The sequence below is a fragment of the Oceanobacillus polygoni genome (assembly GCF_008304605.1).
GTDB classification, from domain to species: domain Bacteria; phylum Bacillota; class Bacilli; order Bacillales; family Amphibacillaceae; genus Oceanobacillus; species Oceanobacillus polygoni.
The window spans coordinates 13648-40483 of record NZ_PIJY01000007.1 but is presented as its reverse complement, the minus strand read 5'-3'; the positions used below and the strand labels follow the sequence as shown (position 1 = coordinate 40483).

Sequence of the window (26836 nt, the reverse complement as noted above, 5' to 3'; positions counted from 1 at the left end):
TATAAATTCTACACCTAAAAGTTTTGCTGAAACGGCAGCTGTTTCAGTCATGGGTATGGCAGTTGGACAGGTGCACATGAATCTATTTAACTAATACGGCAACGGTCAAAAACGAAAAATTAGTCGGGAAAGAGTTATCTCCTATAAGAGATAACGTTGTCTTAGCAACAAAATTGTTTATTGATCGTGAAACAGAAGCTAATTCTATCGATCACTTAGAGCAAAGTATTCGTAAGCATTTAGAAGCTTCATTAGAAGGGCTAGGCACAGATTATGTTGATCTTTATTATTAACATCGCGTAAACAAAGGTAGCTACACCTGCGCAGATATCTCTGGCCTAGATGCTGCATAAAAAAGACTTTATTGTCCCTATCCCGGGAATGAGAAAATTAAATCGGATTAAAGAAAATTTAGGGGCGGCAAAATTAGAGCTAACAGACGATGAGTATCGTCAAATAGAGGAAGAACTTGCAAATTTTGTGATTCACGGAAATCGTACAGATGAAGATATTGCCAAGTTGAAAGATCTTTAGGGTATAGTAACAAGGAAGCAGTGATTCTGCTTCCTTTAAATATAAAACACATAATGAAGAGCAAATTATAATTGTATCCTTTGTTGAGATTCATATTTCGAACGAATTGTTTCTCTTTAAAAAGGCTTAAAATACGTTAATACCTTTAGATGGTTGAAAAAAATCTACTTAAAACTCTACCTAATTAATGAAATTACCTCAATTGGCAAGGCTGCTATCGGGAATTTAATTTTAATTTTAAAATTACTAGTATCTACCTAATTATTTTCCAGCTATAATAACTTTGCTCCCAAATAAACAGCCATTCCCCGAATAATAAGTGCAGAAATCCGATTCATGTGCTTTATATATCATTCAGTGTGGATGCTACGCAATGAAGTTTCACTTTATTGTATAGGTTCCTACGATTAATTAAAGAACTAAAAATTTATACTTATTATTCAAATAATCATTTGACTATTTGAGTAAACTCGCATACATTAAAAGTAAATCAATATTCAAATATATATTTGAATGAGGGGGAGATACGATGGCGAAAGATATTTGTGAAGTTACTTGTGTTAATGAAGAGAAAGTGACAAGAGCTAAACAGAATCTTACTGAACAAAATCCTATGGAAGTAGCTAAAATATTCAAGGCTTTGTCTGATGATACAAGGATTAAGATTGCCTATGCTTTATCGTTAGAAGGTGAATTATGTGTTTGTGATGTGGCGAATATTATAGGATCTTCAACGGCCACAGCATCCCATCATTTGAGATTATTAAAAAACTTAGGCTTAGCAACATATCAAAAAAAAGGAAAGTTAGTCTTTTATTCATTAGATGACGAGCATGTTAAACAGCTTGTCGAAATAGCCTTTCAGCATCAGATGGAGGCGATTAAAGTTGAATGATGCAGTAAAATCCGTAACAGAACATAAACATGTCTATCGCGTTGAAGGGTTCTCCTGTGCAAATTGTGCAGGAAAGTTCGAAAAGAATGTAAAACAGCTTCCAGGCGTAGAGGATGCGAAAGTCAATTTTGGAGCTTCCAAAATTAATGTTTTTGGAAATACAACTATCGAAGATCTGGAAAAAGCAGGTGCTTTTGAAAATCTTAAAGTAGTTCCTGAAAAACTTAGACAACATACTTCACAAGCAGTTCAAAAGGATAATATAGAAGAAAAAATCCCCTTTTATAAAAAACATAGTACTCTACTTACTTCGGTACTGTTTCTATTTTTTGGTTACCTTTCTTTATTTGTTAACGGTGAAGGAAACATTGTTACAACATTATTATTTTTAGCATCGATGCTGATCGGAGGTTTATCCCTTTTTAGAGTCGGGTTACAAAACTTAATTCGCTTGGAATTCGACATGAAGACGCTTATGACAGTGGCTGTGATAGGTGGTGCCATTATTGGAGAATGGGCAGAGGTTGCTGTTGTTGTTATTCTCTTTGCAATCAGTGAAGCACTTGAAAGGTTTTCAATGGATAGAGCAAGGCAGTCGATTCGTTCCTTAATGGATATCGCTCCTAAAGAGGCTCTCGTAAGACGGAATGGGCAAGAATTAAAAGTTCATGTAAATGATATAGTTATTGGGGATATCATGCTTGTAAAGCCTGGTCAAAAAATTGCAATGGACGGGATAGTCGTAAATGGCTATTCTGCTGTCAATCAAGCAGCTATTACAGGTGAATCAGTACCTGTTGAAAAATCAATTGATGATAATGTATATGCAGGTACGTTAAATGAAGAAGGAATACTCGAAGTTGAAATTACAAAGCTTGTAGAAGATACAACGATTTCTAAAATTATTCATCTTGTAGAAGAAGCGCAAGGGGAACGAGCTCCCGCACAAGCTTTTATCGATAAATTTGCGAAATATTACACGCCGATCATCATGATCGTCGCAGCACTCGTTGCTATCATTCCACCTATACTCTTTGATGGTAGTTGGGAAACCTGGGTATATCAAGGGTTAGCCGTTCTTGTTGTTGGTTGTCCTTGTGCTCTAGTCATATCAACTCCGATTTCTATTGTCTCAGCGATTGGGAATGCTGCCAAAAAAGGTGTCCTCATCAAAGGCGGAGTCTATTTAGAAGAAATGGGTTCCATAAAGGCGATTGCATTTGATAAGACGGGTACGTTAACAAAAGGAGTTCCAATTGTAACTGATTTTGAATTGCTGAACCAACAAATTGAAGAAAAGGAATTACTTTCTGTTATTACAGCTCTAGAATACCGTTCACAACATCCGCTTGCTTCAGCAATTATGAAAAAAGCAGAGGAAGAAAATATCGCTTACGCACATATAAGGGTGGAAGACTTTTCATCAATTACCGGTCGAGGTATTGAAGGTACTGTAAATGGAACAACTTACTATATAGGAAGTCCACAACTCTTCAGCGAATTATTTGTTCCTGATTTCACTCAAAAATTCAAAGACAAGGTTAAGTACCTTCAGAATCAAGGGAAAACAGTCATGATTATTGGAACGAAACATCACATTCTTGGCATTATTGCAGTTGCTGATGAAGTACGTGAAACAAGTAAAGATGTAATTCAAAAATTAAATCAGTTAGGAATCAAAAAGACAATTATGTTGACCGGTGATAATAAAGGTACTGCAGAAGCAATCGGAGCACACTTAGGTGTATCTGATATTCAGTCAGAATTGATGCCCCAGGATAAATTAGATTATATGAAACAACTGAGATCAGAGTTTGGTAATGTGGCGATGGTAGGTGATGGTGTCAATGACGCACCTGCATTAGCAGCCTCAACAGTTGGTATCGCAATGGGCGGAGCAGGTACAGACACAGCTCTGGAAACGGCAGACGTTGCTTTAATGGCAGACGATTTAAGGAAGCTTCCATTCACTATAAAGCTTAGCCGAAAAGCGCTAAATATCATCAAAGCTAATATTACTTTTGCAATTGCCATTAAATTTTTTGCCTTATTATTAGTTATCCCAGGCTGGTTAACGCTTTGGATTGCCATCCTTTCCGATATGGGTGCAACACTGCTTGTAGCGTTAAATAGCTTGCGGCTTATGAGGGTGAAGGAATAATAACGAAAAAATGATTCCAATCAATCATTGGAATCATTTTTATGTTCCATTTTTTAAAGTACTAATATGAATTCTATTCTATAGGTGATAATTCACTTTCCGTTACCCATTTGTGGTTCGTTACTTCTTCTCCGCCTGTAGCCGGAACGAAATCAACCATATATACCGTTGTTTCTTCAGCAGAGTCAATTTTAGCTACAGCCCCATCCATACCTTTCATATGATCTGTGTTCATCGTTACTTCAGTACCAGCTTCTAACGGTGCTTCACCTGGATTTTCAAACTCTTCGTGAATGACCCATTTATGGTTAGTTACTTCCTCACCGCCAGTTGTTGGAGTATAGGAAACGGTATAGACTGTTGTATCATATGCACCTACAATCTTCGCTTCAGCACCTTTCATACCATCCATATGTTCTGCTTCTATGATTGCTTGACTTCCAACTTCATATGTTGGATTTTCAGCTTCTTTCAAATCCTTAGGAACTTCTCCAGAACCAGACATATTCATTTCGGAATGGTCCATACCTTCATGTGAATCAGACTCTGATTCCATATCCATTTCTTCTTCCGTATTTGATTCTGTTTCTGTGTCCGTGTTTTCTTCTGTTTCATTTGCACAAGCTGATAATAAAAGTACCGCAATTATAGAAACAATTCCGATTATAAGTGTATTTCTTTTCATTTCAAATATCCCTCCATTATTCTAGTTATTATTTAATCTACCCTTTAAATTTACATTTTATTTACAGATTTAAAATCAGTTAGAAGAATAAACTAAAAGCCTCATATAAAATAAGATGATAATATCATTCTGCAAACGATCTTGACTAATTTTCTATATAAAACAGCGTTTTAACTTAAATCTGTAAACGAATTGGAACAGGTTATGTACATTATGCAGCTTAGTATATGTGGTAGCGTTGCGCACAATCAAGTACGAACGCTACCTTTTTTCAGCCTAAACTTAAGACTAATAGGATTCTACTTCCGATTTCAGCATATTATTGATTACAGATCGATGAAGCTATAAGTGTCCTGTCCCCATTACTTTTTATGAAAATTTATCACATCCATCGTGTTAGTATTCGTAGATTTTCTTCCCCTCTCTGCCCGTTCTTCTATTTCATTTTGTAATGTTGCACAAAAATCTTGATCCAACTTTAGTTTGATTGCCTTTCTCAAAGATTCCTCTAATAGTTCATCTGACAAATGTTTTAGACTGTTCAATGATATTTTCCTCCCACGTTTGTATTTTTATAAACCTTTTAATTCTGAATAATCGGAAGTAGAATCTATCCAAAATAATACAAAGTAGGACAAATAAAGACAAAAAATTGATAATAACAGCTGGGATTAATAGGATTTTCTCAGGGGTTTTGATGGCAAGCAAAATTACTATGCAAGCTTATGTGCAAGGGGGGAATATAACTGCGAGATAACACTTTTTATAACATAAGAAAGGATGATTAAGAGAGACAAATAATTATGTATATGGAAAGGAACCAAATGTCTTCCTGAAAAATCTTCAGAAGGAATTAAATATTACCGGTGATACTTTGGCAGTTGCTGAAGGAGAAGGACGTATAAAAGTGGCAGGTCGAAAGAGCAAGATTTTTTAAATACCTTTAGTGATTGGCGGATTATTCATCTTTTTTATGGGAGAGGTAGTACGCTATGAAGGAGAACTCCATAATGGGTTAGCACATGTTATCCAATTTGCGGTTCAAAAACCGAGAAAATAACATATACAATCCAATAAAATTATGAAGAAATAATCAAAATTAACAAAACATCATGATTTATATTAAAAAACTATCCTTCATTACCTGACAAAGAGGAAGAAGGATAGTTTTTAAATGGGCATGTCTTATTTCATTAGCCATTCTGTTCACACACTTTAATGAGACTATAATTTGCATTCATTAAACAAACATACTTACAAAAATAGCTGTAATAAAGCTTGCCATCGTACCAGCAATAATGGCTTTAAAGCTCATCGATGCAATTTGTTTTTTCTTGGATGGTGCTAAAGAACCAAGACCTACAATTAATTGGCCAATAGAAGAAAGGTTCGCGAAGTTACATAATGCAACGGTTAAAATTGCAACTGTTTCTGGCTTTAGTATCTCTTGGAGTCTGAGAACTTCTTGGAATGCAATCAGTTCATTGGCTGCAAGCTTTGTTCCAATAATAGATGCAGCACGGAAAGCATCTTCCATTGGAATCCCAACAAGTAAAGCAAAAGGAAAGAAAGCATAACCAAATATGGTAGCCAGATCCATTCCGATAATGCCTAGCATCCCGTTTACGAGAGCTAATAAACTGATAAACGCAATAAGCAAACCACCAATATTAGCGGCAAGTTTTACTCCTCCCACAGCTCCTTCAGAAATGGCTTCAAAAATGTTCGTATGTCCTGTTTCTTCCATTTCGATATGTTCATTCGTAACAGATTCTTCCGTCTCCGGTTCCATGATCTTAGACATTACAATTGCAACAAAAGGTACAGAGAAAACAGAAATAAGTAAATACTTAATATCAATACCCATTTGCGCATAAGACAATAAAATTGCACCACTTGCTGAAGCTGTCCCCCCGACCATAACGGTAAACAGTTCTGACCGTGTAAGTTTTGCGAGATAAGGTTTAATGAGTAATGGGGATTCTACAACACCTAACATCGTATTGGCAACTGTATTAAAAGATTCAACACGGGTGGTACCAAATATTTTACCAACAACCCAACCGAGTATACGTACAACGAAAGGGATGATTCGTAAATAATACAGGGCAGAGACCAATGCAGAGATAAAGATGATAACGGATAAGACCTGAATCGCGAAAACGAATCCTACATTCGTTCCTTCTGCAAAAAAACCACCAAACAAGAATTCAATACCTTCCTGGCTATAGTTTAGGACGTGTTGGACGCCCCCTGCAGCACTTGTAAGAAGAAAGCGGCCAAGAGGAACATTAAGCATAAAGTAGACAAAAATACCCTCTAATACTACCCCGACTAAAATCGTACGCCATTTTATTGCCTTTTTATTTTTGCTTAAAAGCCAAGCTATAAATAGTAATCCCACAAGGGAAAATAAACCAAATAGAAAATCCATGATAACCTCCTGATAATCGTTTCAGTTCCATACATCCTAATAGTTGTCAGAAGTCTGACTTTATAAAAGGAAATAAAAAAGTGCATCCTCTCCATCTATTAAAGAAAGAAGAGAATGCACCAAGGGTCACATGTGGCGTTCTAACTTTCCTCATAGTCTGGCATTTTACGGCTGCCAGGTAGAAACGTATGGACCATATTTCCATAGATATATAAGGATCGTATGAAGTTGATTTTAGAATTTTAACAGAGGTTCTCCAACTATACAATAGACGAATAAAAAATAATAAAATACTAAATTTTTAAATCTGTATTTGTTTTATAGAAAATATCAATCAGATCAACTAATTGATGGATATGAAAGTAACATTGTTAATAAATGGAATTTGATTATTGTAAATATAATGAAGGGACCTAGTCAAAATTCAATATAGGTTAATTATTTTAGTTTGATATAGAATGTGTAAAATTCACCATCGCGGGAACGAAAATATGAGAATTTGTATATTTTTCCTCAATAAAAGAGTCGTTGACCATAAATCTGTCAAACGACTTTTTGTTAATAAATAAAAGAAAGTAATCTGATGTCTACAAAAACTATAGGAGTTGTAACCGAATATTGCGTAGGATCATCAGTAGACTTTTTTTAAGCAACACTTTTACATGCTTCGGCACATTTAAAGCAAGCATCTGCACATTTCTGGCAGTGCTCGTGATCATGCTTTTTGCATTCATTTCCACATGCTTCACAAATTTTAGCACAAACTGAAGCTAATTCTGAAGCAAATGGTGTATTTCTTGCAAGAGCATGTTCAAGATAAGAACAGATATCAGCACACTCCCTGTCCAATCGTATACATTCAGCCATCATCTTGACATCTTCCTCTTTCAAGCATGCATCAAAACAGTGGTTACATGCTGCTGCACACTCGTGTAGCTTCTTGATTAGTTCTTGATTTTTTTCATGTGACATAATAATCCCTCCTGTTGTACTTACATAGTTTAAGTTTCCCGATATTCATTCCATTAAACAAACCGATGTATAAGATGCTAGATACTGACCATGGGTATCGTTGAATTTTTAAGTGAGAATTAAAACAATCACATCTCTTGACAATTATACAGTAGGGGGGTATAGTATAAGCATAAACGATAAGGAAGTGAATCATATGGATAAATCTTTACATGATCACCCAAGTACGCCTCGAACAAAGGATGAGAAACAAGCACTCATGAATCGTTTGAAACGAGTAGAAGGCCAAGTTCGTGGCATTCAAAAGATGGTTGATGAGGATCGCTATTGTGTCGATATATTAATTCAAATCAGTGCCATCCAAGCGGCATTGAAAAATGTCGGATTTACTATAACAGAACGCCATATCAAACATTGTGTTAGTGATGCTATTCAATCAGGGGAAGGTAATGAAACGATTGAAGAACTAATGAGTGTGATGAAGCAGTTCTCTAAATAGGAGGGACTAGAATGAGCGAAACAAATCATGCAACGCTCGGGATAACAGGAATGACTTGCGCAGCCTGTTCGACCCGAGTTGAAAAGGTATTAAATAAAATGGATGGTGTCGAAGCCCAAGTCAATTTAACAACGGAGAAGGCAACCGTAGACTACGATGCCGAAAAAACGAACCTAGAAGCTATTACAAAGAAAATTGAGGATGTCGGCTATGGTGTTTTAATGGAAAAAGCAGAGTTAGATGTTTTTGGCATGACCTGTGCGGCTTGTTCGAACCGTATTGAAAAGGTATTGAATAAGCAAGAAGGGGTTAACGCTGCAACAGTGAACCTAACTACAGAAACTGCATCTGTAGAATATAATCCTGGATTAGTAGATCCTAAGGAATTAATTGGTAAAATCCAAAATTTAGGCTATGATGCGAAGCCGAAAATTGAAGCAGCTGAAAAGCAAACACATAAGGAAAAAGAAATAAAAAATATGAAGACGAAATTAATTATTTCGACCGTATTATCTGCACCACTATTAGTAACCATGCTGGTTCATTTATTTCATATGACAATACCGCATATATTCATGAATCCGTGGTTCCAATTTGTTCTAGCAACACCTGTACAATTTATCATAGGCTGGCAATTTTATGTTGGGGCTTATAAGAACCTGAAAAACGGTGGAGCAAATATGGATGTGTTAGTCGCATTAGGTACAAGTGCTGCTTATTTCTATAGTTTATATGAAGCAATTAAAACGATTGGCAATCCAGCATATATGCCACATCTGTACTTTGAGACAAGTGCTGTATTAATCACATTGATTTTATTTGGTAAGTATTTGGAAGCACGAGCAAAAAGCCAGACAACAAACGCCTTATCTTCTTTACTCAATTTACAGGCAAAAGAAGCTCGGGTAATCAGGGATAATGAAGAAATGATGGTTCCCGCCAGTGAAGTTGTCGTTGGTGATCGGTTAATTGTAAAACCAGGTGAGAAAATACCTGTTGATGGTATCGTAGTAAAAGGGAGAACTTCAGTAGATGAATCGATGATTACTGGGGAGTCCATTCCAATTGAAAAAGAAGTTGATGCAACTGTCATTGGATCGACAATAAATAAGAATGGTTCCATTGAAATGGAAGCGACAAAGGTAGGAAAGGATACTGCCCTTGCATCGATTGTAAAAATAGTCGAGAATGCACAAGGATCAAAAGCACCAATCCAACGATTAGCCGATGTCATTTCAGGTTATTTCGTACCAATTGTTGTCGTGATTGCGATTTTAACATTTATTGCTTGGATTGTACTAGTCGATCCTGGTCAGTTTGAGCCAGCTTTAGTTGCAGCAATTGCTGTCCTTGTTATTGCGTGTCCGTGTGCCTTAGGGCTTGCAACTCCAACATCGATTATGGTTGGAACGGGTAAAGCTGCAGAGAGTGGAATTCTATTTAAAGGTGGAGAGCATTTAGAAAGAACACATCAGTTAGAGGCGATTGTTCTAGATAAAACAGGTACCATCACAAAAGGGAAACCTGAAGTTACCAACTTTACAGGTGATGACGAAACTTTACAGTTGCTAGCAAGTGCGGAAAAAGGCTCAGAGCATCCACTTGCAGAAGCGATTGTCGCCTATGCAACAGAAAAAAATATTGACTTTATGGAAGTTGATGATTTTTCTGCAATACCTGGGCATGGTATCGAAGTTAGAATTTCGAATCGTCACATACTTGTTGGGAACCGAAAACTAATGCAAGACCATCAGGTCGATGTCAGTGGCGTGGAACAAGAAATGATTGATTACGAAGTTGATGGAAAAACAGCAATGCTCATTGCTATTGATGGAGAGTATCGTGGTATTGTTGCCGTTGCAGATACCATTAAAGAAACAGCATCTCAAGCAATTCAAGAATTAAAAGCGCAAGGCTTAGAAGTTATTATGCTGACAGGAGATAACGAACGGACAGCTCAAGCCATTGCGAAACAGGCTGGCATTGACCAAGTAATTGCTCAAGTTTTACCTGAAGAAAAAGCGGATAAAATAAAAGAAATTCAAAATAAGGGTAAAAAGGTTGCAATGGTTGGAGATGGAGTAAATGATGCTCCAGCACTCGCAATTGCTGATATTGGAATTGCAATTGGAACAGGAACAGAAGTAGCAATTGAAGCTGCCGACGTAACGATTCTCGGTGGGGAATTACTACTTATTCCAAAAGCGATCAAAATCAGTCATGCGACGATAAAAAATATTCGTCAAAACCTTTTCTGGGCTTTCGGCTACAATACAGCAGGAATCCCGGTTGCAGCAGTCGGGTTACTTGCACCATGGGTTGCTGGTGCAGCAATGGCATTAAGTTCAGTGAGTGTTGTTTCGAATGCGCTTCGTTTAAAACGAGTGAAATTATAAAAAGAGTCCTTTAAAGGAGGTGAAATTTTATGCAAACAAAAACATTAGCTGTTAAAGGAATGACGTGCGGTCACTGCAAAATGTCAGTGGAAGGAGCACTAAATAAATTAGACGGCGTAACTGCCTCAGAAGTGGATTTAGGCTCTGGTAAAGTTGAAGTTACTTATGATGAAACTAAAGTTTCATTGGAAAATATGAAAGAAACTGTAGAAGATCAAGGTTATGATGTAGCATAAAATACATGAAAAAGCTGGTTTCCTGAATGGGAGACCAGCTTTTTTGAAGCAATTATCATTATTAAACACGAAATCATTACGCATTACCTTTAGCCAATTATTGATTTAAAGTCAATCGTCACGTTAAGTACAAGTATTATAGCGTTCCTTAGCCTTTTTTCCTCCGTTTATCCTTATGTTGCTTAAAATTCCAAGTTGACAAAAATGCCTTTGCAGAATCATAACCTGATTGAAAGAGTAAGCTGGTTTGCTGGTCAGTCAATTCAAAGTTGGTTGTGCTAATATTTCCAGTTGGAATTTGAATTGTACGATCAATCGTCATATCATTCAAATGACGTAAATCATGGGCTTGAAGCATTGTTGTGAATATATTTCTGAAAAGATGAATTGGTGTTGGTATGATTGGGTCTACGTTAATTTCATCTTTTACAAAATGAAAACCAAAAGTCGGAAAACGGGGGTTTTCTGTGTCGAATATCCATATCGGAAAATTACTTAGAAGTCCGCCATCTAAAATATAGGACTTTTTTCGTCCATTTGTTTTCCAGATAACCGGGCGAAAGAAAAATGGCAGGCAGGTACTCATCATTACGGCAGTCGATATTTTTAAATCTGCATGTGTCAACATATAGCGTTCTAAGTCATCTGGTAAAATAAGAATTTGACCATTCGAGACATCGGAGGCAATAATTTTTAACTTTCCATCTGGAAGATCCGCAAAAGTCCTTATACCTTGTTTGGAAAGAAGGGAATCCATCCATTTCTCCAAATAATCATTTTTATAAATTCCTTGATGCACGAGTAATTCTAAAATGTTACCAAAAAGAGGAATTCTATTCAGAATTGTCCTACCTCGAAGTTTTGAAAAGTCTAATACATCCATTTGTTCTTTAATTTCATCACTTTTATAACCGCTAGCAAGAAGGGTTGCTACAATAGCTCCTGCAGATGTTCCAGCTAGTCGTTCCCATTCTACATTTGCCTCTTCCATTGCTTTAATTGCGCCAATAAAAGCAACTCCTCTTGACCCGCCACCCTCAAAAACAGCATCTGCTTTTATTTCCATCACCCCGCAAGAAATGTTAATTAATTTTTAACTAGAGATATAATTTGATAGTAGAAAGAAACAGTGAGAAAGGAAGCTCATTAAAATTGTGATGCCTAAAAACTAAAATTAAGATTTTGTCTCTATTGATAGAAAGTCAGAAACAGATTTTCTTTATTGAGATTTTAGCATAAAAATTTGCTTGTGCACATGTTTGTTTTATTGTCTGTATGTCTTATCGTTATTTGAAAGTTGGAACTGAAATTCCCTGTAGTATGGATTAAACCATCGAAACTGTTACACTGTGATTTATTTCTTTTGTACATATGTATACTGTAACATACTTATATATGATTGCTTTTCAAAGGTACTTTCTTAACTGTTGTTTTTGCACTGTAACAGTGTAACGATATGGCTGGGGAGACAATCTAACTAGTTTGCAGTAGACCATGTATTCATAGTAAGCGAAAAAGCATAAATGCACATGTTTAGCTTAAATGGTGTTTTTTTAATATATTAAAGGTATAGAAGTATTTTGAAAGAGAGAGGAAGGATATACATGGCAAAACTATTTTCACCGATTGATATTAAGGGGATTACATTGAAGAATCGTATTGTTATGTCTCCGATGTGCATGTATTCAGCAGTGGATAAGGACGGAATGATTACACCTTTTCATTTATCGCACTATATTTCTCGTGCTGTTGGCCAAGTTGGGTTAATTATGGTGGAAGCAACAGCTGTTCAACCTGAAGGACGAATTTCTGATCAGGATTTAGGAATATGGGATGATAAGCATATTCTTGGGTTAAAAAATTTGAACAAAGAAATTCATAGCTATGGTGCGAAATCGGCGATTCAATTGGCACATGCCGGAAGAAAAGCTGAATTGGAGCACCCTATATATGCACCTACTGCCTTGCCATTTAATGATACGTCAATAACACCAGTTGAAATGGCAGTCGAGAATATCAAAGCGACGATTGAGGCATTTAAAAATGGATCTAGACGTGCAAAAGAAGCAGGTTTTGATATTATCGAAATTCACGCGGCACATGGTTATTTAATCAATCAATTTTTATCCCCACTAACGAATAAGCGTCAGGATGACTATGGTGGAAGTAGGGAAAATCGCTATCGTTTTCTAAGTGAGATTATTGAGGCAGTAAAAACAGAATGGGATGGCCCGCTTTTTGTACGTATCTCTGCAAATGAATATAATGAACAAGGAAATGCAGAGGAAGATTTCATCTATTTTACAACACAGATGAGAGCGCAGGATGTTGACTTAATTGATTGCAGTACCGGTGGTGTAGTGCCAGCACGTATCAAACCATACCCTGGATACCAAGTGAAACATAGTGAAGTAATTCGAAGTAAATCAGAAATAGCTACTGGGGCAGTTGGTTTAATTACCACAGGCATTCAGGCTGAAGAAATTGTACAAAATGAGCGTGCAGATCTTGTGTTTATTGGCAGGGCCTTACTCAGAAATCCATATTGGGCTAAAGAAGCAGCCGATGAGCTTGGATATGATTTGGAAGCTCCAAAACAATATGAACGAGGCTGGAAGTAAATTGGCGATGGGCAGCAAATGAATGATAAAACGTTCAATAATTTGAGTGGATTACCGGCAGAATACGCATCGTAGAATTAAGAAAGGATTAAAAAATCTCTTGTATGAAAGCAAGGGGTTTTTAATCTTCTTATGGCAGATCTGAATTTTTTACAAAATGTAATTGAACTTTCAAATAGGGGTATGTAGTATTATCATAAATATAGTATATAACGTTCTTGTGCACCACCTATTAATTAGGGAATAAGATTACTATTATCTTGGATAGATGAAAAGAGAGGGGAGATCTATTGCTAACGATACCTAAAAGAGTCGGAATAATCAGTTGGATTGCTACGTGCTTTTATTTTGGAATTGAGCCATTTATTATGATGACTTCAACGGCTCCATATAGTCTAATGCAGCACGCGATGAGCGATCTTGGCGTTACATCTTGTGGGAATTATACGTATGCGATTGCACCACATGAAATTTGTTCCCCGCATCATTTATGGATGAATGTGTTATTTATCATAAATGGAATCACAATGACAGTTGGTGTTTTGTATCTGGCACAATACCTAGAGACAAAAGGCATAACTAAATTGGCAACCATCTTTATAATTATCCTTGCTTTGGGAAACATTGTCTCTGGCTTTATACCAGCTAATGTTGATTTGTTTTGGCATTTAATCGTAGCGCAAATTGGTATGATCACCGTTTTGCCTGGAATGTGGATTTATGCCAAGGTGTTAAATCATGGTAAACGTTGGACTTATTTATGCTTATTTGCCCTCATCGTAATTTTTATCCTAATTATTCTTCTGTTCTTTATACCACTCCCAGCAGGATTACTGCAAAGACTATTTTACGGTATCGTTTTCGTATGGGGGACAGTACTGACTTTCATTCTAACGGATTCAAGCTTTGAATCAAGGTAACTGCGAACGAACAATCCCCCTTATTAAATTAAGGGGGATTTCCTAATAATGCCCCAATACCTCCATGTGAACCCTTTTAGCAATTCAAGTTTTTTAAAAAGTGAATAGGGAATATTATAAAAAGGAGAATTTCACAGAATGGAGATGGGTACAATGTCGGATACAAATCAAATGCCCCATGAAGAAGGTATAGATCACACCTTGAGCCTTATGAGAGAAGGATATATGTACATTTTGAACAGGCGGCACAGTTTTAGTTCTGAAATTTTCGAAACCCGATTACTCGGAAAGAAAGCGATCTGCATGGGAGGAAGAGCAGCTGCTGAAGCCTTCTATGATACGGAAAAATTCAAAAGAAAAGATGCTGCACCAAACCGTGTGGTTCAAACGTTGTTTGGGAAGAATGGTGTTCAGGCTTTGGATGGACAAGAGCACAAGCATCGAAAAGAAATGTTTATGTCCATCATGTCTCCAGAAGGACTTCAAAGTTTAAAAGACATTACGAATAAGCAGTGGAAGTTAGCGCTAAGTAAATGGCAACAGATGGATGAGGTTGTTCTTTATGATGAAGTAAAAGAGATTCTTTGCAGAACAGCTTGCCAATGGGCAGGTGTTCCTTTGGAAGAAGATGATGTGAAGAAAGTGACAAAAGACTTGGCGGCGATGTTTGAGTCTCCAGCTGCTGTTGGTCCAAACCACTGGTCAGGAAGACATGCAAGGAACAGCGTCGAAAAATGGATGGGTGAGTTGGTTGATAAGGTGCGTAATGGAGAAATAAACCCTCCCGAGGATACAGCTTTACATAGATTTAGCTGGTATCGAGACTTAGAAGGAAATCTTCTGGATACCGAAACGGCTTCTGTGGAAGTAATTAATATCCTGAGACCAATTGTGGCAATTGCTATATTCATCAATTTCACTGCACTGGCATTACATCATTATCCAGAAGAAAGAAAGAAGCTAAAAACGCCCGATGAAAAATATGCTCAGATGTTTGTACAGGAAGTCCGGCGTTTTTATCCGTTTTTTCCATTTGTAGCAGCATTGGTAAAAAAAGATTTTACCTGGAATAACTATAAATTTGAAGAAGGCACATTAACATTGCTTGATCTCTATGGTACAAATCATGACCCTGAAATCTGGGAGAATCCTGATATTTTCAATCCTGAACGGTTTACTGACTGGGAGGGAAGTCTGTTTAGCTTTATTCCGCAAGGCGGTGGTGACTACTTTATGGGGCATCGCTGTGCAGGAGAGTGGGTCACAGTTGAAGTGATGAAAGTAAGTTTAGATCATTTCGTTAATCAGATGGAATACGAAATTCCGGATCAGGATTTAAGTTTTAGCATGGTGAGCGTGCCAAGTATTCCGCATAGCAAAGTAGTATTAACACATGTAAAACAAATTAAGAAGTAAAACATAAAACAAAGCCCGTATTTCTCTAATAAAGAGAGATCGGGCTTTTTATAGTGAATGCTCAGGCATTAAATACGTTTGTGAGGAAGCTGTTGATGATAATCATTCCTATAATTGCAAAATAGATGTACCTGACAACCTGAAGACTTTTTCTCCAAATTTAGTTCTTAAAATCTAAAAAGAGTCATAGGAATTAAAAAACTGTATGGCTGTCTAAAGTTTTATTTATGGTAAATTGCTTATTGAATTTTAACATTATGATGATGTCTTTTGATTATTCATAATGAGACAGTAAATTTGTAAAATACATTGTAATCACTTGCGATTAGCCTTAAGTAATTAATATTTTTATAAAGAACAAGTGAAAGGAGGAGATAAAACTTAGCTGGACTGCAAATAGCCAGTTAATCAGGTATTCGTTAGCCATACAGTGGATTTAGAAAGGAACCATTTGTTTCTTAGTTTCTTTTTAAGAAGGGTGGTAGCTATGAGCTTAACGAAAAAGATATTAATAGCTCTTGTACTGGGTGTCATTGTAGGGATGGGGTTAACATTCGTTCCGGAAAGTATGTTTTCAAATATAGATACCTATGTGTTAACGCCAGTTGGACAAATCTTTATTAATTTAATTATGATGATTGTTGTACCGATAGTGTTCGTATCAATTGTCCTTGGAACCGCTGGTCTGGGTGAGCCTGCTAAACTAGGGAAAATCGGTTTTCAAACCATTTCCTTTTTCCTCGTTACTACTGCAATTGCCATTTGTATCGGTCTCGCATTAGCATTTCTAATCAAACCAGGAGCTGAAGGAGTATTTGATGTAGGAAATGCTAGTTATGAAGCGAACGAGGCTCCACCTGTCATGGAGACGATTATCAATATCATTCCTAATAATCCAATTACTTCAATGGCTACTGGAGATATGTTACAAATCATCGCATTTGCGATTTTTATTGGACTCGCTCTTGCTTTCTTAGGCGAAAAAACGCAAGGTGTCTATCGTTTATTTGATCAAACAAATGAAATTCTCATGTTTCTTGTAACCCTGATTATGAAAGCTGCTCCATATGGTGCCTTTGCTTTAATTGCCTCAGCCATTGGGAATGCTGGGCTGGATGCAATTGGTTCGATGGGAGCATATATGGGAACTGTTATTTTAGGCCTGTTTATTCACGGACTGGTTATTTATAGCTTAGCCATTTGGCTCCTTGGAAAAGGAAATCCGATCACGTTTTATAAAGGATTTTTCCCGGCAATGTCTGTTGCTTTTAGTACTTCCAGTTCAAATGCAACGTTACCAGTCTCAATGAAATCGGCACAAGAAAGCCTTGGAGTAAGTAAAGAAATCAGTAGCTTCGTGCAGCCATTAGGAGCTACTATCAATATGGATGGAACTGCGATTATGCAGGCGGTAGCTGCGGTCTTTATTGCCCAAGTATATGCGATACACTTGGATTTTACCGCTATTATCATGATTATTTTAACTGCAACATTGGCTAGTGTTGGAACTGCAGGAGTGCCAGGGGTTGGATTGATCATGCTTGCCATGGTATTACAGCAGGTTGGGCTTCCTGTTGAAGGAATTGCTCTTATTATTGGTATCGACCGCTCATTGGATATGCTCCGTACGTCACTTAATATAACTGGTGATGCGGCATGTGCCTATATTATTTCCGAAAATGAAAGGCGAGCAAATACAAAAGCAAAGGAATAGTTGGAAAAATGTTCGTTCTAATAGATAAATAAAGCAATCTCCATGTAATCGTCTTGGAGGTTGCTTTATTTTGTCGTCCATATGGGTTCTTTCTCAAGAAATGCTGATGTTCACACGGAAAAAGCTGATAATTGAGTGAAATATGCTGATTCTCTAAACAATTTCGTCCTCTGATATCCGATTCTATTAACCTCTGATTGCCCCTGCGATTTTCGTTAATCAAAGATTTTCCATAATACATAAAAAGATCATACGTTCTGTTTTGAAATACAATTGTAACATTATCATAATATCTATGACATTTGATAATGTTATACTACAACAAACCTAGAATAGGTAAATAATAGTATAAAATACATAATTCACATAACTGCAGGCAAGCAAGTTCTATCATCTTGTCTATAAATAGAGACGTAGACGTGAATTAAAAAACGGGGGAGTCAATTTGAAAAGAACCTTAGCGAAACTAATCGCAGTCATGATGATTGTTGGTTTAAGTTGTTCGTTTTTTAGTATCCCGACCTTTGCAGATAGTACGAACGAATTAGATAAGATTCGTGAGCAGCGCGCAACAATTAAAGAAAATTTAACAGAAGCTGAAAGTGAAATTGCAGATGTTATCATAGAGCTAGAAACATTATCGAAAGAAATAGAACGAGTAGATACAGCTTTGCAAGAAAATCAGAAATTGTTGAGTGAAACAGAAAATAAGGTTGACGGTACATTAGAAGAAATTTCAATCTTAGAAGAAGAAATGAAAGAATTAGAAAAGAAGATTGAAGAAAGATATGAAATTTTAAAAGGTAGAATCGTCTCTACACAACAGTCGGGCGGTAAGATCAGCTACTTAGAAGTAATCTTCGGTTCACAAAGCTTTGGTGATTTTATTTCTCGTGTATCAGCAGTTAACACAATTGCAAACTCGGATGCAGCGTTAATCGAGCAGCAAGAGGCTGATATCCAATTAGTAGCAAAAAAACAAGCAACTGTGTTTGATAAACTGGATCAATTAAATGCACTTAAACTAAAACAAGAAGAAACACAAACGCTAATTGCTCAACAACTAGAGCAAAATAAAGAACAAAAATCATCATTGGAACAAAAACAAAACCAATTAGCCGCATTGGCAGATGAATTACAGATAGAAGATAGTACACTTGCTTCACTTGAAGGTGATGTAAAGCAGCAAATTGCAAAAGAAAAAGAGCAGCGTGAAATTGAATTAGCGCAAGCAAAGGAAGAGGCAAAAGCGAAGGAACAGGAAGTCGCAAAGCCAGCTAAAACAGAAGTTGCTTCTGCTCAAGAGAAGTCAGCTGATAAAGGTAAAATAGTGCAGCTGGCTAAGGAAGACAAGAAAGAAGAAAAGAAAGTGGTAGAGAAGAAAGAGCCGAAAAAAGAATCGGAAAAGAAGGAACAAGCTTCCGATGGTAAAACCTTTACGGTGACTTCTACTGCATATACGGTCAAAAGTGCTGGAGGATCTGGTATTACGTCAACTGGAATTAATCTTAATAAAAATCCAAATGCAAAAGTAATTGCCGTAGATCCAAGTGTTATCCCATTAGGCAGTATCGTTGATGTAGAAGGCTATGGTCATGCTATTGCTGGCGATATCGGTAGTGCGATTAAAGGTAAGAAAATTGATGTTTTCGTACCAACTCAAGCAGATGCCTATAATTGGGGAGTTCGAACAGTAAAAGTTACAATTGTAAAATAAACGATAAATAGAAGGAAAGTATCTGTTAGCTGGATGCTTTCCTTTTTAGTGTGTAAAAGTGAAACCCATCACCATACTTTAACGTAAATAAAAGTAGTGCATATCAATCATTTCTAGGGGGCCATTACATGTATGAAGCGATAAATGAGCAGCTCATTCGAGTTAGAAGTGCTATGAGCAAAAAGAAAAAGTGGGAGATACAGCTTGCTGATTATGAGCGTGAATTAATAGAGATTGAAATGGAGATTAGTAGGTTAGAAAAGCAAGTTATTGCTGAAAAAAAAGATGTCCAGAAGCTAGAGCGAATTGGCATAACAAATTTAATACAAACACTTTTTGGATCGAAGCATGAAAAGCTGAGACAGGAAAAGCAAGAAGTTATTGCGATACAGCTGCAGCTTGAAGAGGCTGAAAAGACGAAGCATGAAATTAGTGACTCTATTAATGAATTGCATGATAAATTGCAAGGAGTCATGGAGGCTGATCAAGACTACCAGGTTCTTTTGTCTGCCAAGGAGCAAATGATGAAGGAAAAGGATGCTGCATTTGGAAATCGCTTATTTGAATTAAATGAAACAGAAGGCGACCTTGCAGCATACATGATGGAACTGGATGAAGCGATTGAAGCAGGTAATAAAGTTAAGCTTGCACTTAATAACGCAATGGATTCACTAGAAAGTGCAGAGGGCTGGGGTACATTTGATATGTTTGGTGGTGGGATGATTTCGACTATGGTAAAGCATGATCATATTGATAAAGCGACGAATCATATCCATCACGCACAAACGAGCATGCGAAGCTTCCAAAAGGAATTACTGGATGTCGATGAGGTTACAGACTTCCAAATCGATATTTCAGGCATGCTGAAATTTGCAGACTTTTTCTTTGATGGTTTAATTGTAGATTGGATGGTTCAAGGGAGAATTCAGGATTCCTTACAGCAGGCAAGAGATCAACATGCTATTGTCGTTTCGATAATCCGAAAGTTAAATAAGACCTTGAAAGAAAAAGAAATAGAACTTTCTACCATACAAGCAGCGAAAATGCAGTTAATAGAAGAGCGGTAAAGCTGATTCCTTCTTCAACTACACGATATAGGTGAAGAAGGAATCATTTGTTAGTTGGAAAGCTGCTCCTGTAGTTCTTGCAATGGAAACTTTACGGTAATGTCGACACCATCTAAAATTAGTAGCGAGGCATCATATGCAAGTTCTTTTACTTCTTCGGGATTAACATCGTCTTTTATTTTATATTCTAAGTAAACTGGCATTTCAACATTTGGCTCAAAAAATCCGGCATGTCCACTACCTAAAGGCAGCATCTTTTTATAGTTTGTATGCTCTTCCATTATCATAACTTCAGATAACTTCTCATTTGGTTGTACAATGAATTCAATGCCAAATGGATGCTGTCCAGGATAATCAAAATCACTTTCGATGGTCGCTTCACCTGTGTTTTTAATTTTGAAATCATAACGTAATATACCTTCTGATTGAATAACGGTTATTTCTGTGTCCGTAATTTCAAGCTTATCTTGATGTTCAAAAGCCGTTAGGAGACTAAATACGAAACATAATACAAGCAGAAATCCGATCTTCTTCATGTGCGCCCTCCTTTAGTTGTGTCCATTATAGTGTGGGAACAATTAGAAGATCCTATGCACGTATAAAAAATATAGGAATGAATAATCTTGTTAATTCGAAAGAAGAGTGCTATAATTTAAAAATAACTGAATAGTTTCAAAGGTGTAGGTGCAATAAAATTTACCTTTATTGCTTAAAAGGGAAGTTCGGTGAAAATCCGACGCTGTCCCGCAACTGTAATTGGGAGCAATTCGGTGGGTACCACTGTTTAGATGTTTTAGACGGGAAGGTTCGAATTGTGATGATCAAAGCCAGGAGACCTGCCTATACCAAGCGGCATTTATTCCTACGAGGATAGGAGGTGTTACGTGTATGCTTGTTTACTTCTAAACAAGCTAGCTTTGTATGTATTTTATCATGCACACTAACAACTTCCTTCTGGAAATGTTAATGTGCATTTTTTGATGTTTTAATTGTAAGGGTTTTCAAAAGGGGTGATGTGACTTTTTACAGAGCACGTCCATGTTCTATTAAAAAAGGAGGAAAGCATGTGGAGAAGATGGAAACAACTAAGAAGCATACGCTATTTCCGAACGAGCAATCAGTCATGTCTGTAGATCTCCATGATGAGGAAAAACTTATCGCTAAAACAATTGATAAATTTATCCAAGAACAAGTAGCACCAACTATAACGAAGCTCGAGTCGTATGATTACGAACTTGCAAAAAAACTATTTCGCGATGCAGGAGATCTTGGATTATTAGGTGCAGAAGTTCCCGAGGAATATGGGGGTATGGAACTAGGCAAAAAAGCTGCAGGTTTAATTGCTGAACGAATAGGTTATGGAGCATCTTTTAGTGTATCTTTCAATATTCATACGGGTGTAGGAACACTTCCATATGTATATTTTGGAACTCCAGAGCAGAAAGAACAATATTTACCGAAGCTTGTATCGGGAGAATGGGTTGGTGCATACGCATTAACAGAACCAAATGCTGGATCAGATGCATTGGCATCCGAGACAAGTGCAGTATTAGATGAACAAAGTGGGGAATGGGTATTAAATGGAGAAAAACAATGGATTACGAATGCTCATATTGCCAGTGTCTTCGTTGTTTTCGCAAAAACGGATAGTGGTATTACGGCATTTATTGTGGAACGATCAATGCCTGGCGTTTCAATCGGCTTAGAAGAGAAAAAGATGGGCATTAAAGGGTCATCAACAGCAACCTTAATTTTAGATAATGTCATGCTGACAACTGACCAAGTGCTCGGTCAGGTTGGGAAGGGACATTCCGTTGCGCTTAATATATTAAACCTTGCTCGTTTAAAACTTGCCTTCGCTAATGTTGGCACGGCGAAACAAGCGTTGTCCCTTACAGTGAATTATGGAAAAGAACGAAAACAATTTAATCAGGAACTTGTTCAGTTTACAATGATTCAAGAGAAGCTGGCGAATATGACTTTAGCGATTTTTGCAAGTGAATGTGCAGCCTATGCGACAGCAAATAGATTGGATAATCTGCATACTAATTTCTCAAAACAAGAGGATTTACTAGGTCATCTTTCTAATTATGCAATAGATTGTTCGATTAATAAAGTCTATGCATCGGAAGCTTTAGACTTTGTTGTAGATGAAGCTGTACAAATTCATGGTGGTTATGGATACATGCAGGAATATGAGGTAGAGCGTTTATACCGAGATGCAAGAATCAATCGGTTATTTGAAGGAACGAGTGAAATTAATCGCCTAACAATTGCAAAGTCCTTTCTAAAATTGTATCGTAAAGATAAATCAATAATCCAACTGGATGAACAACAAAAGCAATCTGGAAATCTATTCGTTCACAATTCTAGGAATCTATTAAACATGATTTTGAAAGCGTTTTCTAATGAGTGTGATGTACGCCAACAAGACCAAGAAATCCAACGAATGTTAGCAGACGTTATCAAGGAAATTTATGTAATGAAATGCGTGCAGTTAACTGCTCAAGCAACAAAATCAAATCAAGGAATAAAAGAAACGATGGCAGGGGTACTTTGTGAAGAGGGCTACCTAAGAGTTGAAAGAAATGCATTAGCGATCATATCCTCGGTTGTTTCAGATGAAGCTGAAAAGCAAGCTGTACTTGATGAAATAAAAGGTTTTGCTTTACCGGTGTATTCTAATTTGATTGCTAAGAAGCGTAAGATAGCAATGGAAGTAATTTCAAATAATGGATATAAGAAATGAGGGAGATTATGAAGAAAATTGGTTTTATTGGTTTAGGGAATATGGGGCTTCCAATGTCAACCGGGTTAATCAAAGCAGGCTATCACATTATCGGGTACGACTTAAATGAAGAAGCAACACTTTCATTGAAAAAAGCAGGAGGAGAAATTGTTTCATCTGTTGCACAAGTTGTAAAAAAAAGTGAACTAATCCTTACAAGCCTTCCATCGGTAAAAGCAGTGGAAGAAGTCTACCTAGGGGAAGGGGGGTTAATCAACAATGCGAATCCAGGGAAGCCATTAGTAGATACAAGTACGGTTTCTCCTGAGTTGAATGTGGAAATATCCGAGGTTTGTAAAAAACGTAATCTTGACTTCTTAGCAGCACCAGTAAGTGGTGGAGTTATTGGTGCAGTAAACCAAACGCTTACTGTGATGGCAGGTGGACCGAAGCAGACCTATGAACAAGTCCTTCCAGTCCTTCAAGTTGTTGGGGAAAATATTTTCCATGTCGACGAACAAATTGATAGTGGAACAACGGTGAAGTTGATTAATAATCTACTAATTGGCTTTTACACAGCTGGAGTAAGTGAAGCATTGCAATTAGCAAACAAAAAGAATCTTGACTTAGATGAATTGTTTGCCATGCTGAATGTGAGCTACGGACAAAGCCGGATTTACGAGAGAAATTATAAGAGCTTTATTGCGAAAGACGACTACAAACCGGGATTTTCTCTGAAACTACTACGAAAGGATCTCGAATTTGCGATGGAGCTTGCTGATGATAATCAGCTTGATTTGCCAATTAGTAAATCATTATTAGCTTTATATCAAGCGGTTGAACAAGAAGGTTATGGTGAACAAGACATGGCAGTTCTTTATGAACAAGTAAAAAAGCAATCCAATAAAAAGGGGGCAGCACAATGATTTCGTCAGATGTAAAGGTGATGAAAAATTTTATAGGGGATCGCTGGATCGAGGCAAGAAGTGGAGAAACGATTACAGTACCAAATCCGGCTACGGGAGAGACGATTGCACAGGTAACAATCTCAGGAAAAGAAGATGTTGACGAGGCGGTAGCAGCTGCAAAAGAGGCATATGGCGATTGGGCTGCGGTGCCTGTTCCTAACCGGACGCGTTTATTATTTAACTATCTACATCTGCTAAAAGAACAAAAAGAAGCGTTAGCGGAAATTATTACATTGGAAAATGGAAAGTCCTTTAAGGATGCACAAGGTGAAGTGCAACGTGGAATTGAAGTTGTTGAACTAGCAACATCAACGCCAAACTTGATGATGGGAGATGCCCTACCAAGTATTGCACAAGGAATCGATGGTTCCATTTGGCGTTATCCGATCGGTGTCGTTGCAGGGGTAACCCCATTTAATTTTCCAATGATGGTTCCTCTCTGGATGTTCCCATTAGCAATTGCTTGTGGTAATACGTTTGTATTAAAAACATCAGAGCGAACGCCAGTACTTGCAGAACGGTTAGTAGACTTGTTTTATGAATCCGGTTTTCCAAAAGGTGTCTTGAATCTAGTAAATGGTGGCAAAGATGTGGTCAATCGTTTTCTAGACCATCCGGATATTGAAGCAATCTCCTTTGTCGGATCGGAGCCGGTTGCAAGGCATGTCTATCAAACGGGAACAGCCAATGGAAAGCGAGTACAGGCGCTTGCAGGTGCGAAGAATCATGCGGTGGTAATGCCGGATTGTAATCTCGAAAAAACCGTTCAAGGTGTAATCGGTGCTGCATTTGGTAGTAGTGGTGAGCGCTGTATGGCGTGTTCCGTTGTCGCGGTTGTAGATGATATTGCTGATGATTTCCTGGAGAAGCTTGTTTCAGAGACGAAACAACTTAAAGTAGGGGATGGCATGAATGAGGATACCTTTGTTGGTCCACTTATTCGTGAATCACATAAAGACAAGGTAGTAGGCTATATTGATTCTGGTGTTGAGGAAGGTGCCGATCTACTTGTTGATGGTAGACATATTACAGAGGAAACTGCAGATGGGTACTATGTTGGCGCAACGATTTTTGACCAAGTCACAACCGATATGAAAATTTGGCAAGATGAGATTTTTGCTCCGGTATTGAGTGTGGTGCGCGTGAAAAGTTTAGAGGAAGGGATTCAGGTAACCAACCAATCGAAATTTGCTAACGGAGCAGTTATTTATACGGATAGCGGAAAGAGTGCACAGCAATTTCGCGATAAAATTGATGCCGGCATGATTGGTGTCAATGTCAATGTTCCAGCACCAATGGCTTTTTTCGCATTTGCTGGGAATAAGGCTTCCTTTTATGGAGATTTAGGCACAAACGGAAAAGATGGTGTACAATTTTATACGCGTAAAAAAGTAGTGACCGAGCGCTGGTTTTAGAAAAAACAGAAAGTAAAAACCCGATTCCTTCAAGATAAGGAATCGGGTTTTTAAATGAATATTTTAATCTGAATTAGTTCTGAAAGAAAGAATCAATCATTGACGGAGATACGTCAGATAACTGCTTATAGTTGTATTGCGGATTCTGGTCTTTATCAATGACTACTGACCGCACACCTTCGTAAAAATCTTCCGATTGAAGGAAGTTCGCAGCGAGGATTAAATCCATGTCTAAACATTCCTTTAGTGACTTCGTTTCTCCCTCAATTAATTGCCTCAAGGTAACCTTTAAAGATACCGGCGATTTGGATTGTAGTATTTCTTTTGTCTGCACGGAAAAATCACGCTTATCCGCTGCTAAGGAATCCACAATTTCTTCTATCGCAGAATGAGCAAAATGTTTATCAATCTCCGTCTGCAGGGAAGCGAGCGTTCCTACTTGTTCAGGCTCTGTTGTAAAGTTACCAAGAAGCTTCTCTAGCGCAGCAGCCAGGTTCTCTTCTTTATGCCAATCAGTGTTATTTATTTGGTCAAGTAATGGACTTAAACTTTCACTAGGAATATAAGCATCAGCACCATTTGTATAAAGAACATCAGCTGCTTTAATTACGTTTGCAGTAAGTGCTAAGTAACGTCCGAGATGGCCAGGAGCCTTATTTAAAAAGTAAGCTGCGCCGACATCTGGAAAGAAGCCAATATTCATTTCAGGCATGGCCCACTTTGTCCGCTCTGTTACAAGCCGGTGGCTAGCTCCTTGAGATAGTCCAATACCACCACCCATTACAATGCCATCGAGGCAAGCAATGATCGGCTTTGGGAAATTGGCAACTAGCCGGTCGGTTTCATACTCTTCTTTAAAAAACTGGACCGACTGCTCGTATGCTGCTTCATTCTCCTTCGATTGGTAGAGGGTTTTGATATCTCCACCAGCACAAAAACCTTTCTCACCTGCGCCTTGAAGGATAACAAGATGTATAACAGGGTCCTTTTCCCACTCTAGAAGTTTGTCCTTTATTAAGGTGATCATCGAATAATTTAATGAATTGATTGCTTTCGGGCGATTTAAAGTAATTGTTGCAACACCATTTTCATTAGTAGAAAATAAAACCTCGCTCATGCATATCTCCCCTTATCCATAACTATTTTAGCCTCTTATGTGATTAATTAAATCTATTAAGAAAGTTCAGCTAATTATATCATACCAAGTTCTCTCGTATGATTGCTATCAATATGTCATCCCAATAGATAAGGTTTCATGGGACTTTTTATAAAAACAGTATGTTATAGAGCTTTTTAGAAATAATAAAGTCAAGTATATCGTGTCTAAAAAACGTTGAACCATCTGGCGTATAAAATGATTCTATATTACGAATGATAGTGTCATCCGACATTCAAAAAATCGTCCATAGTCAACATATCCACAGACGGTTACATACAATTATAGCTTCTTTAAGATTT

At 37.4% G+C, this 26836-nt stretch carries 23 protein-coding genes, 1 pseudogene and 2 riboswitches; of the genes and pseudogenes, 17 read left to right on the top strand and 7 right to left on the bottom strand.

Annotated features, from left to right (window positions below):
• Positions 1–80 precede the first annotated feature (80 nt).
• The 4 genes from F1560_RS22725 (at position 81) to F1560_RS03055 (ending at position 3590) form a co-directional block, all read left to right on the top strand.
• Entirely contained in the window at positions 81–293 is a 213-nt protein-coding gene (locus F1560_RS22725; RefSeq protein ID WP_210095921.1) for an aldo/keto reductase, read from the top strand.
• A gap of 49 nt (positions 294–342) precedes the next feature.
• Entirely contained in the window at positions 343–534 is a 192-nt protein-coding gene (locus tag F1560_RS22270) for an aldo/keto reductase (RefSeq protein ID WP_245347731.1), read from the top strand.
• Between the two features lie 529 nt (positions 535–1063).
• Positions 1064–1429, top strand: a complete 366-nt coding sequence (locus F1560_RS03060; RefSeq protein ID WP_149473169.1) for an ArsR/SmtB family transcription factor — start codon at positions 1064–1066, stop codon at positions 1427–1429.
• Entirely contained in the window at positions 1422–3590 is a 2169-nt protein-coding gene (locus F1560_RS03055) for a heavy metal translocating P-type ATPase (protein ID WP_149473168.1), read from the top strand. Before F1560_RS03060 ends, F1560_RS03055 begins: the two co-directional genes overlap by 8 nt.
• Before the next feature lie 73 nt (positions 3591–3663).
• Here F1560_RS03055 and F1560_RS03050 read toward each other — a convergent pair whose 3' ends face one another.
• Positions 3664–4275, bottom strand: coding sequence for a YdhK family protein (locus F1560_RS03050; RefSeq protein ID WP_149473167.1), 612 nt, complete (start codon positions 4273–4275; stop codon positions 3664–3666).
• A gap of 362 nt (positions 4276–4637) precedes the next feature.
• The gene (gene sda, locus F1560_RS03045; RefSeq protein WP_149473166.1) at positions 4638–4820 is read right to left on the bottom strand and encodes a sporulation histidine kinase inhibitor Sda; all 183 of its coding nucleotides are present in this window, start codon (positions 4818–4820) and stop codon (positions 4638–4640) included.
• Between the two features lie 355 nt (positions 4821–5175).
• Between sda and F1560_RS22720 the strand changes: the two are divergent.
• Positions 5176–5335 (top strand): annotated as a pseudogene (locus F1560_RS22720) (SAM-dependent methyltransferase); the annotation flags it as partial.
• A 180-nt stretch (positions 5336–5515) separates the two neighbouring features.
• Here the strand turns inward: F1560_RS22720 and F1560_RS03035 are convergent.
• A complete protein-coding gene (locus F1560_RS03035; RefSeq protein WP_149473165.1) occupies positions 5516–6709 on the bottom strand; it encodes a NupC/NupG family nucleoside CNT transporter in 1194 nt (397 codons plus the stop codon).
• A gap of 133 nt (positions 6710–6842) precedes the next feature.
• A riboswitch (purine riboswitch) is annotated at positions 6843–6944 on the bottom strand.
• 410 nt (positions 6945–7354) lie between these two features.
• Complete coding sequence (locus F1560_RS03030; RefSeq protein WP_149473164.1) at positions 7355–7681, bottom strand: four-helix bundle copper-binding protein; 327 nt, start codon at positions 7679–7681, stop codon at positions 7355–7357.
• A gap of 196 nt (positions 7682–7877) precedes the next feature.
• On the opposite strand from F1560_RS03030, the gene F1560_RS03025 reads away from it, so the two are divergent.
• The 3 genes from F1560_RS03025 to copZ are packed head-to-tail and all read left to right on the top strand — an operon-like array spanning position 7878 to position 10812.
• Complete coding sequence (locus F1560_RS03025) at positions 7878–8180, top strand: metal-sensing transcriptional repressor (RefSeq protein WP_149473163.1); 303 nt, start codon at positions 7878–7880, stop codon at positions 8178–8180.
• An 11-nt stretch (positions 8181–8191) separates the two neighbouring features.
• Positions 8192–10576: a heavy metal translocating P-type ATPase gene (locus F1560_RS03020; protein ID WP_149473162.1), complete on the top strand. Its 2385-nt coding sequence runs from the start codon at positions 8192–8194 to the stop codon at positions 10574–10576.
• A 29-nt stretch (positions 10577–10605) separates the two neighbouring features.
• The gene (copZ, locus tag F1560_RS03015; protein ID WP_149473161.1) at positions 10606–10812 is read left to right on the top strand and encodes a copper chaperone CopZ; all 207 of its coding nucleotides are present in this window, start codon (positions 10606–10608) and stop codon (positions 10810–10812) included.
• A gap of 148 nt (positions 10813–10960) precedes the next feature.
• Here copZ and F1560_RS03010 read toward each other — a convergent pair whose 3' ends face one another.
• Positions 10961–11872 carry a patatin-like phospholipase family protein gene (locus F1560_RS03010; protein WP_149473209.1) on the bottom strand — a complete coding sequence of 304 codons (912 nt, stop codon included), beginning with the start codon at positions 11870–11872 and terminating at the stop codon, positions 10961–10963.
• A 544-nt stretch (positions 11873–12416) separates the two neighbouring features.
• Here F1560_RS03010 and namA point away from each other — a divergent pair.
• The 6 genes from namA to F1560_RS02980 all read left to right on the top strand — a co-directional run bounded on the left by namA (position 12417) and on the right by F1560_RS02980 (position 20267).
• Positions 12417–13433, top strand: coding sequence for an NADPH dehydrogenase NamA (gene namA, locus F1560_RS03005; RefSeq protein WP_187773612.1), 1017 nt, complete (start codon positions 12417–12419; stop codon positions 13431–13433).
• Positions 13434–13723: 290 nt separating this feature from the next.
• Entirely contained in the window at positions 13724–14353 is a 630-nt protein-coding gene (locus F1560_RS03000) for a DUF998 domain-containing protein (RefSeq protein ID WP_149473160.1), read from the top strand.
• A gap of 153 nt (positions 14354–14506) precedes the next feature.
• Positions 14507–15769, top strand: a complete 1263-nt coding sequence (gene cypC / locus F1560_RS02995; RefSeq protein ID WP_149473207.1) for a CYP152 family fatty-acid peroxygenase CypC — start codon at positions 14507–14509, stop codon at positions 15767–15769.
• Between the two features lie 487 nt (positions 15770–16256).
• Positions 16257–17483: a dicarboxylate/amino acid:cation symporter gene (locus F1560_RS02990; protein ID WP_149473159.1), complete on the top strand. Its 1227-nt coding sequence runs from the start codon at positions 16257–16259 to the stop codon at positions 17481–17483.
• Between the two features lie 445 nt (positions 17484–17928).
• Positions 17929–19200, top strand: coding sequence for a 3D domain-containing protein (locus tag F1560_RS22570; RefSeq protein ID WP_149473158.1), 1272 nt, complete (start codon positions 17929–17931; stop codon positions 19198–19200).
• Between the two features lie 128 nt (positions 19201–19328).
• Positions 19329–20267 carry a hypothetical protein gene (locus F1560_RS02980; protein ID WP_149473157.1) on the top strand — a complete coding sequence of 313 codons (939 nt, stop codon included), beginning with the start codon at positions 19329–19331 and terminating at the stop codon, positions 20265–20267.
• 50 nt (positions 20268–20317) lie between these two features.
• On the opposite strand, the gene F1560_RS02975 is transcribed toward F1560_RS02980, so the two are convergent.
• A complete protein-coding gene (locus F1560_RS02975) occupies positions 20318–20803 on the bottom strand; it encodes a hypothetical protein (RefSeq protein ID WP_149473156.1) in 486 nt (161 codons plus the stop codon).
• 129 nt (positions 20804–20932) lie between these two features.
• A riboswitch (cobalamin riboswitch) is annotated at positions 20933–21125 on the top strand.
• A gap of 217 nt (positions 21126–21342) precedes the next feature.
• Here F1560_RS02975 and F1560_RS02970 point away from each other — a divergent pair.
• Genes F1560_RS02970 through F1560_RS02960 form a run of 3 tightly spaced genes read left to right on the top strand, consistent with a single transcriptional unit; the run spans position 21343 to position 25378 of the window.
• Positions 21343–23016, top strand: coding sequence for an acyl-CoA dehydrogenase family protein (locus tag F1560_RS02970; RefSeq protein ID WP_149473206.1), 1674 nt, complete (start codon positions 21343–21345; stop codon positions 23014–23016).
• An 8-nt stretch (positions 23017–23024) separates the two neighbouring features.
• A complete protein-coding gene (locus F1560_RS02965; RefSeq protein ID WP_149473155.1) occupies positions 23025–23921 on the top strand; it encodes an NAD(P)-dependent oxidoreductase in 897 nt (298 codons plus the stop codon).
• Positions 23918–25378, top strand: coding sequence for a CoA-acylating methylmalonate-semialdehyde dehydrogenase (locus tag F1560_RS02960; protein WP_149473154.1), 1461 nt, complete (start codon positions 23918–23920; stop codon positions 25376–25378). The genes F1560_RS02965 and F1560_RS02960 overlap by 4 nt, the downstream gene beginning before the upstream one ends.
• A 73-nt stretch (positions 25379–25451) precedes the next feature.
• Here F1560_RS02960 and F1560_RS02955 read toward each other — a convergent pair whose 3' ends face one another.
• Positions 25452–26495, bottom strand: a complete 1044-nt coding sequence (locus F1560_RS02955) for an enoyl-CoA hydratase/isomerase family protein (RefSeq protein ID WP_149473153.1) — start codon at positions 26493–26495, stop codon at positions 25452–25454.
• Positions 26496–26836 lie beyond the last annotated feature (341 nt).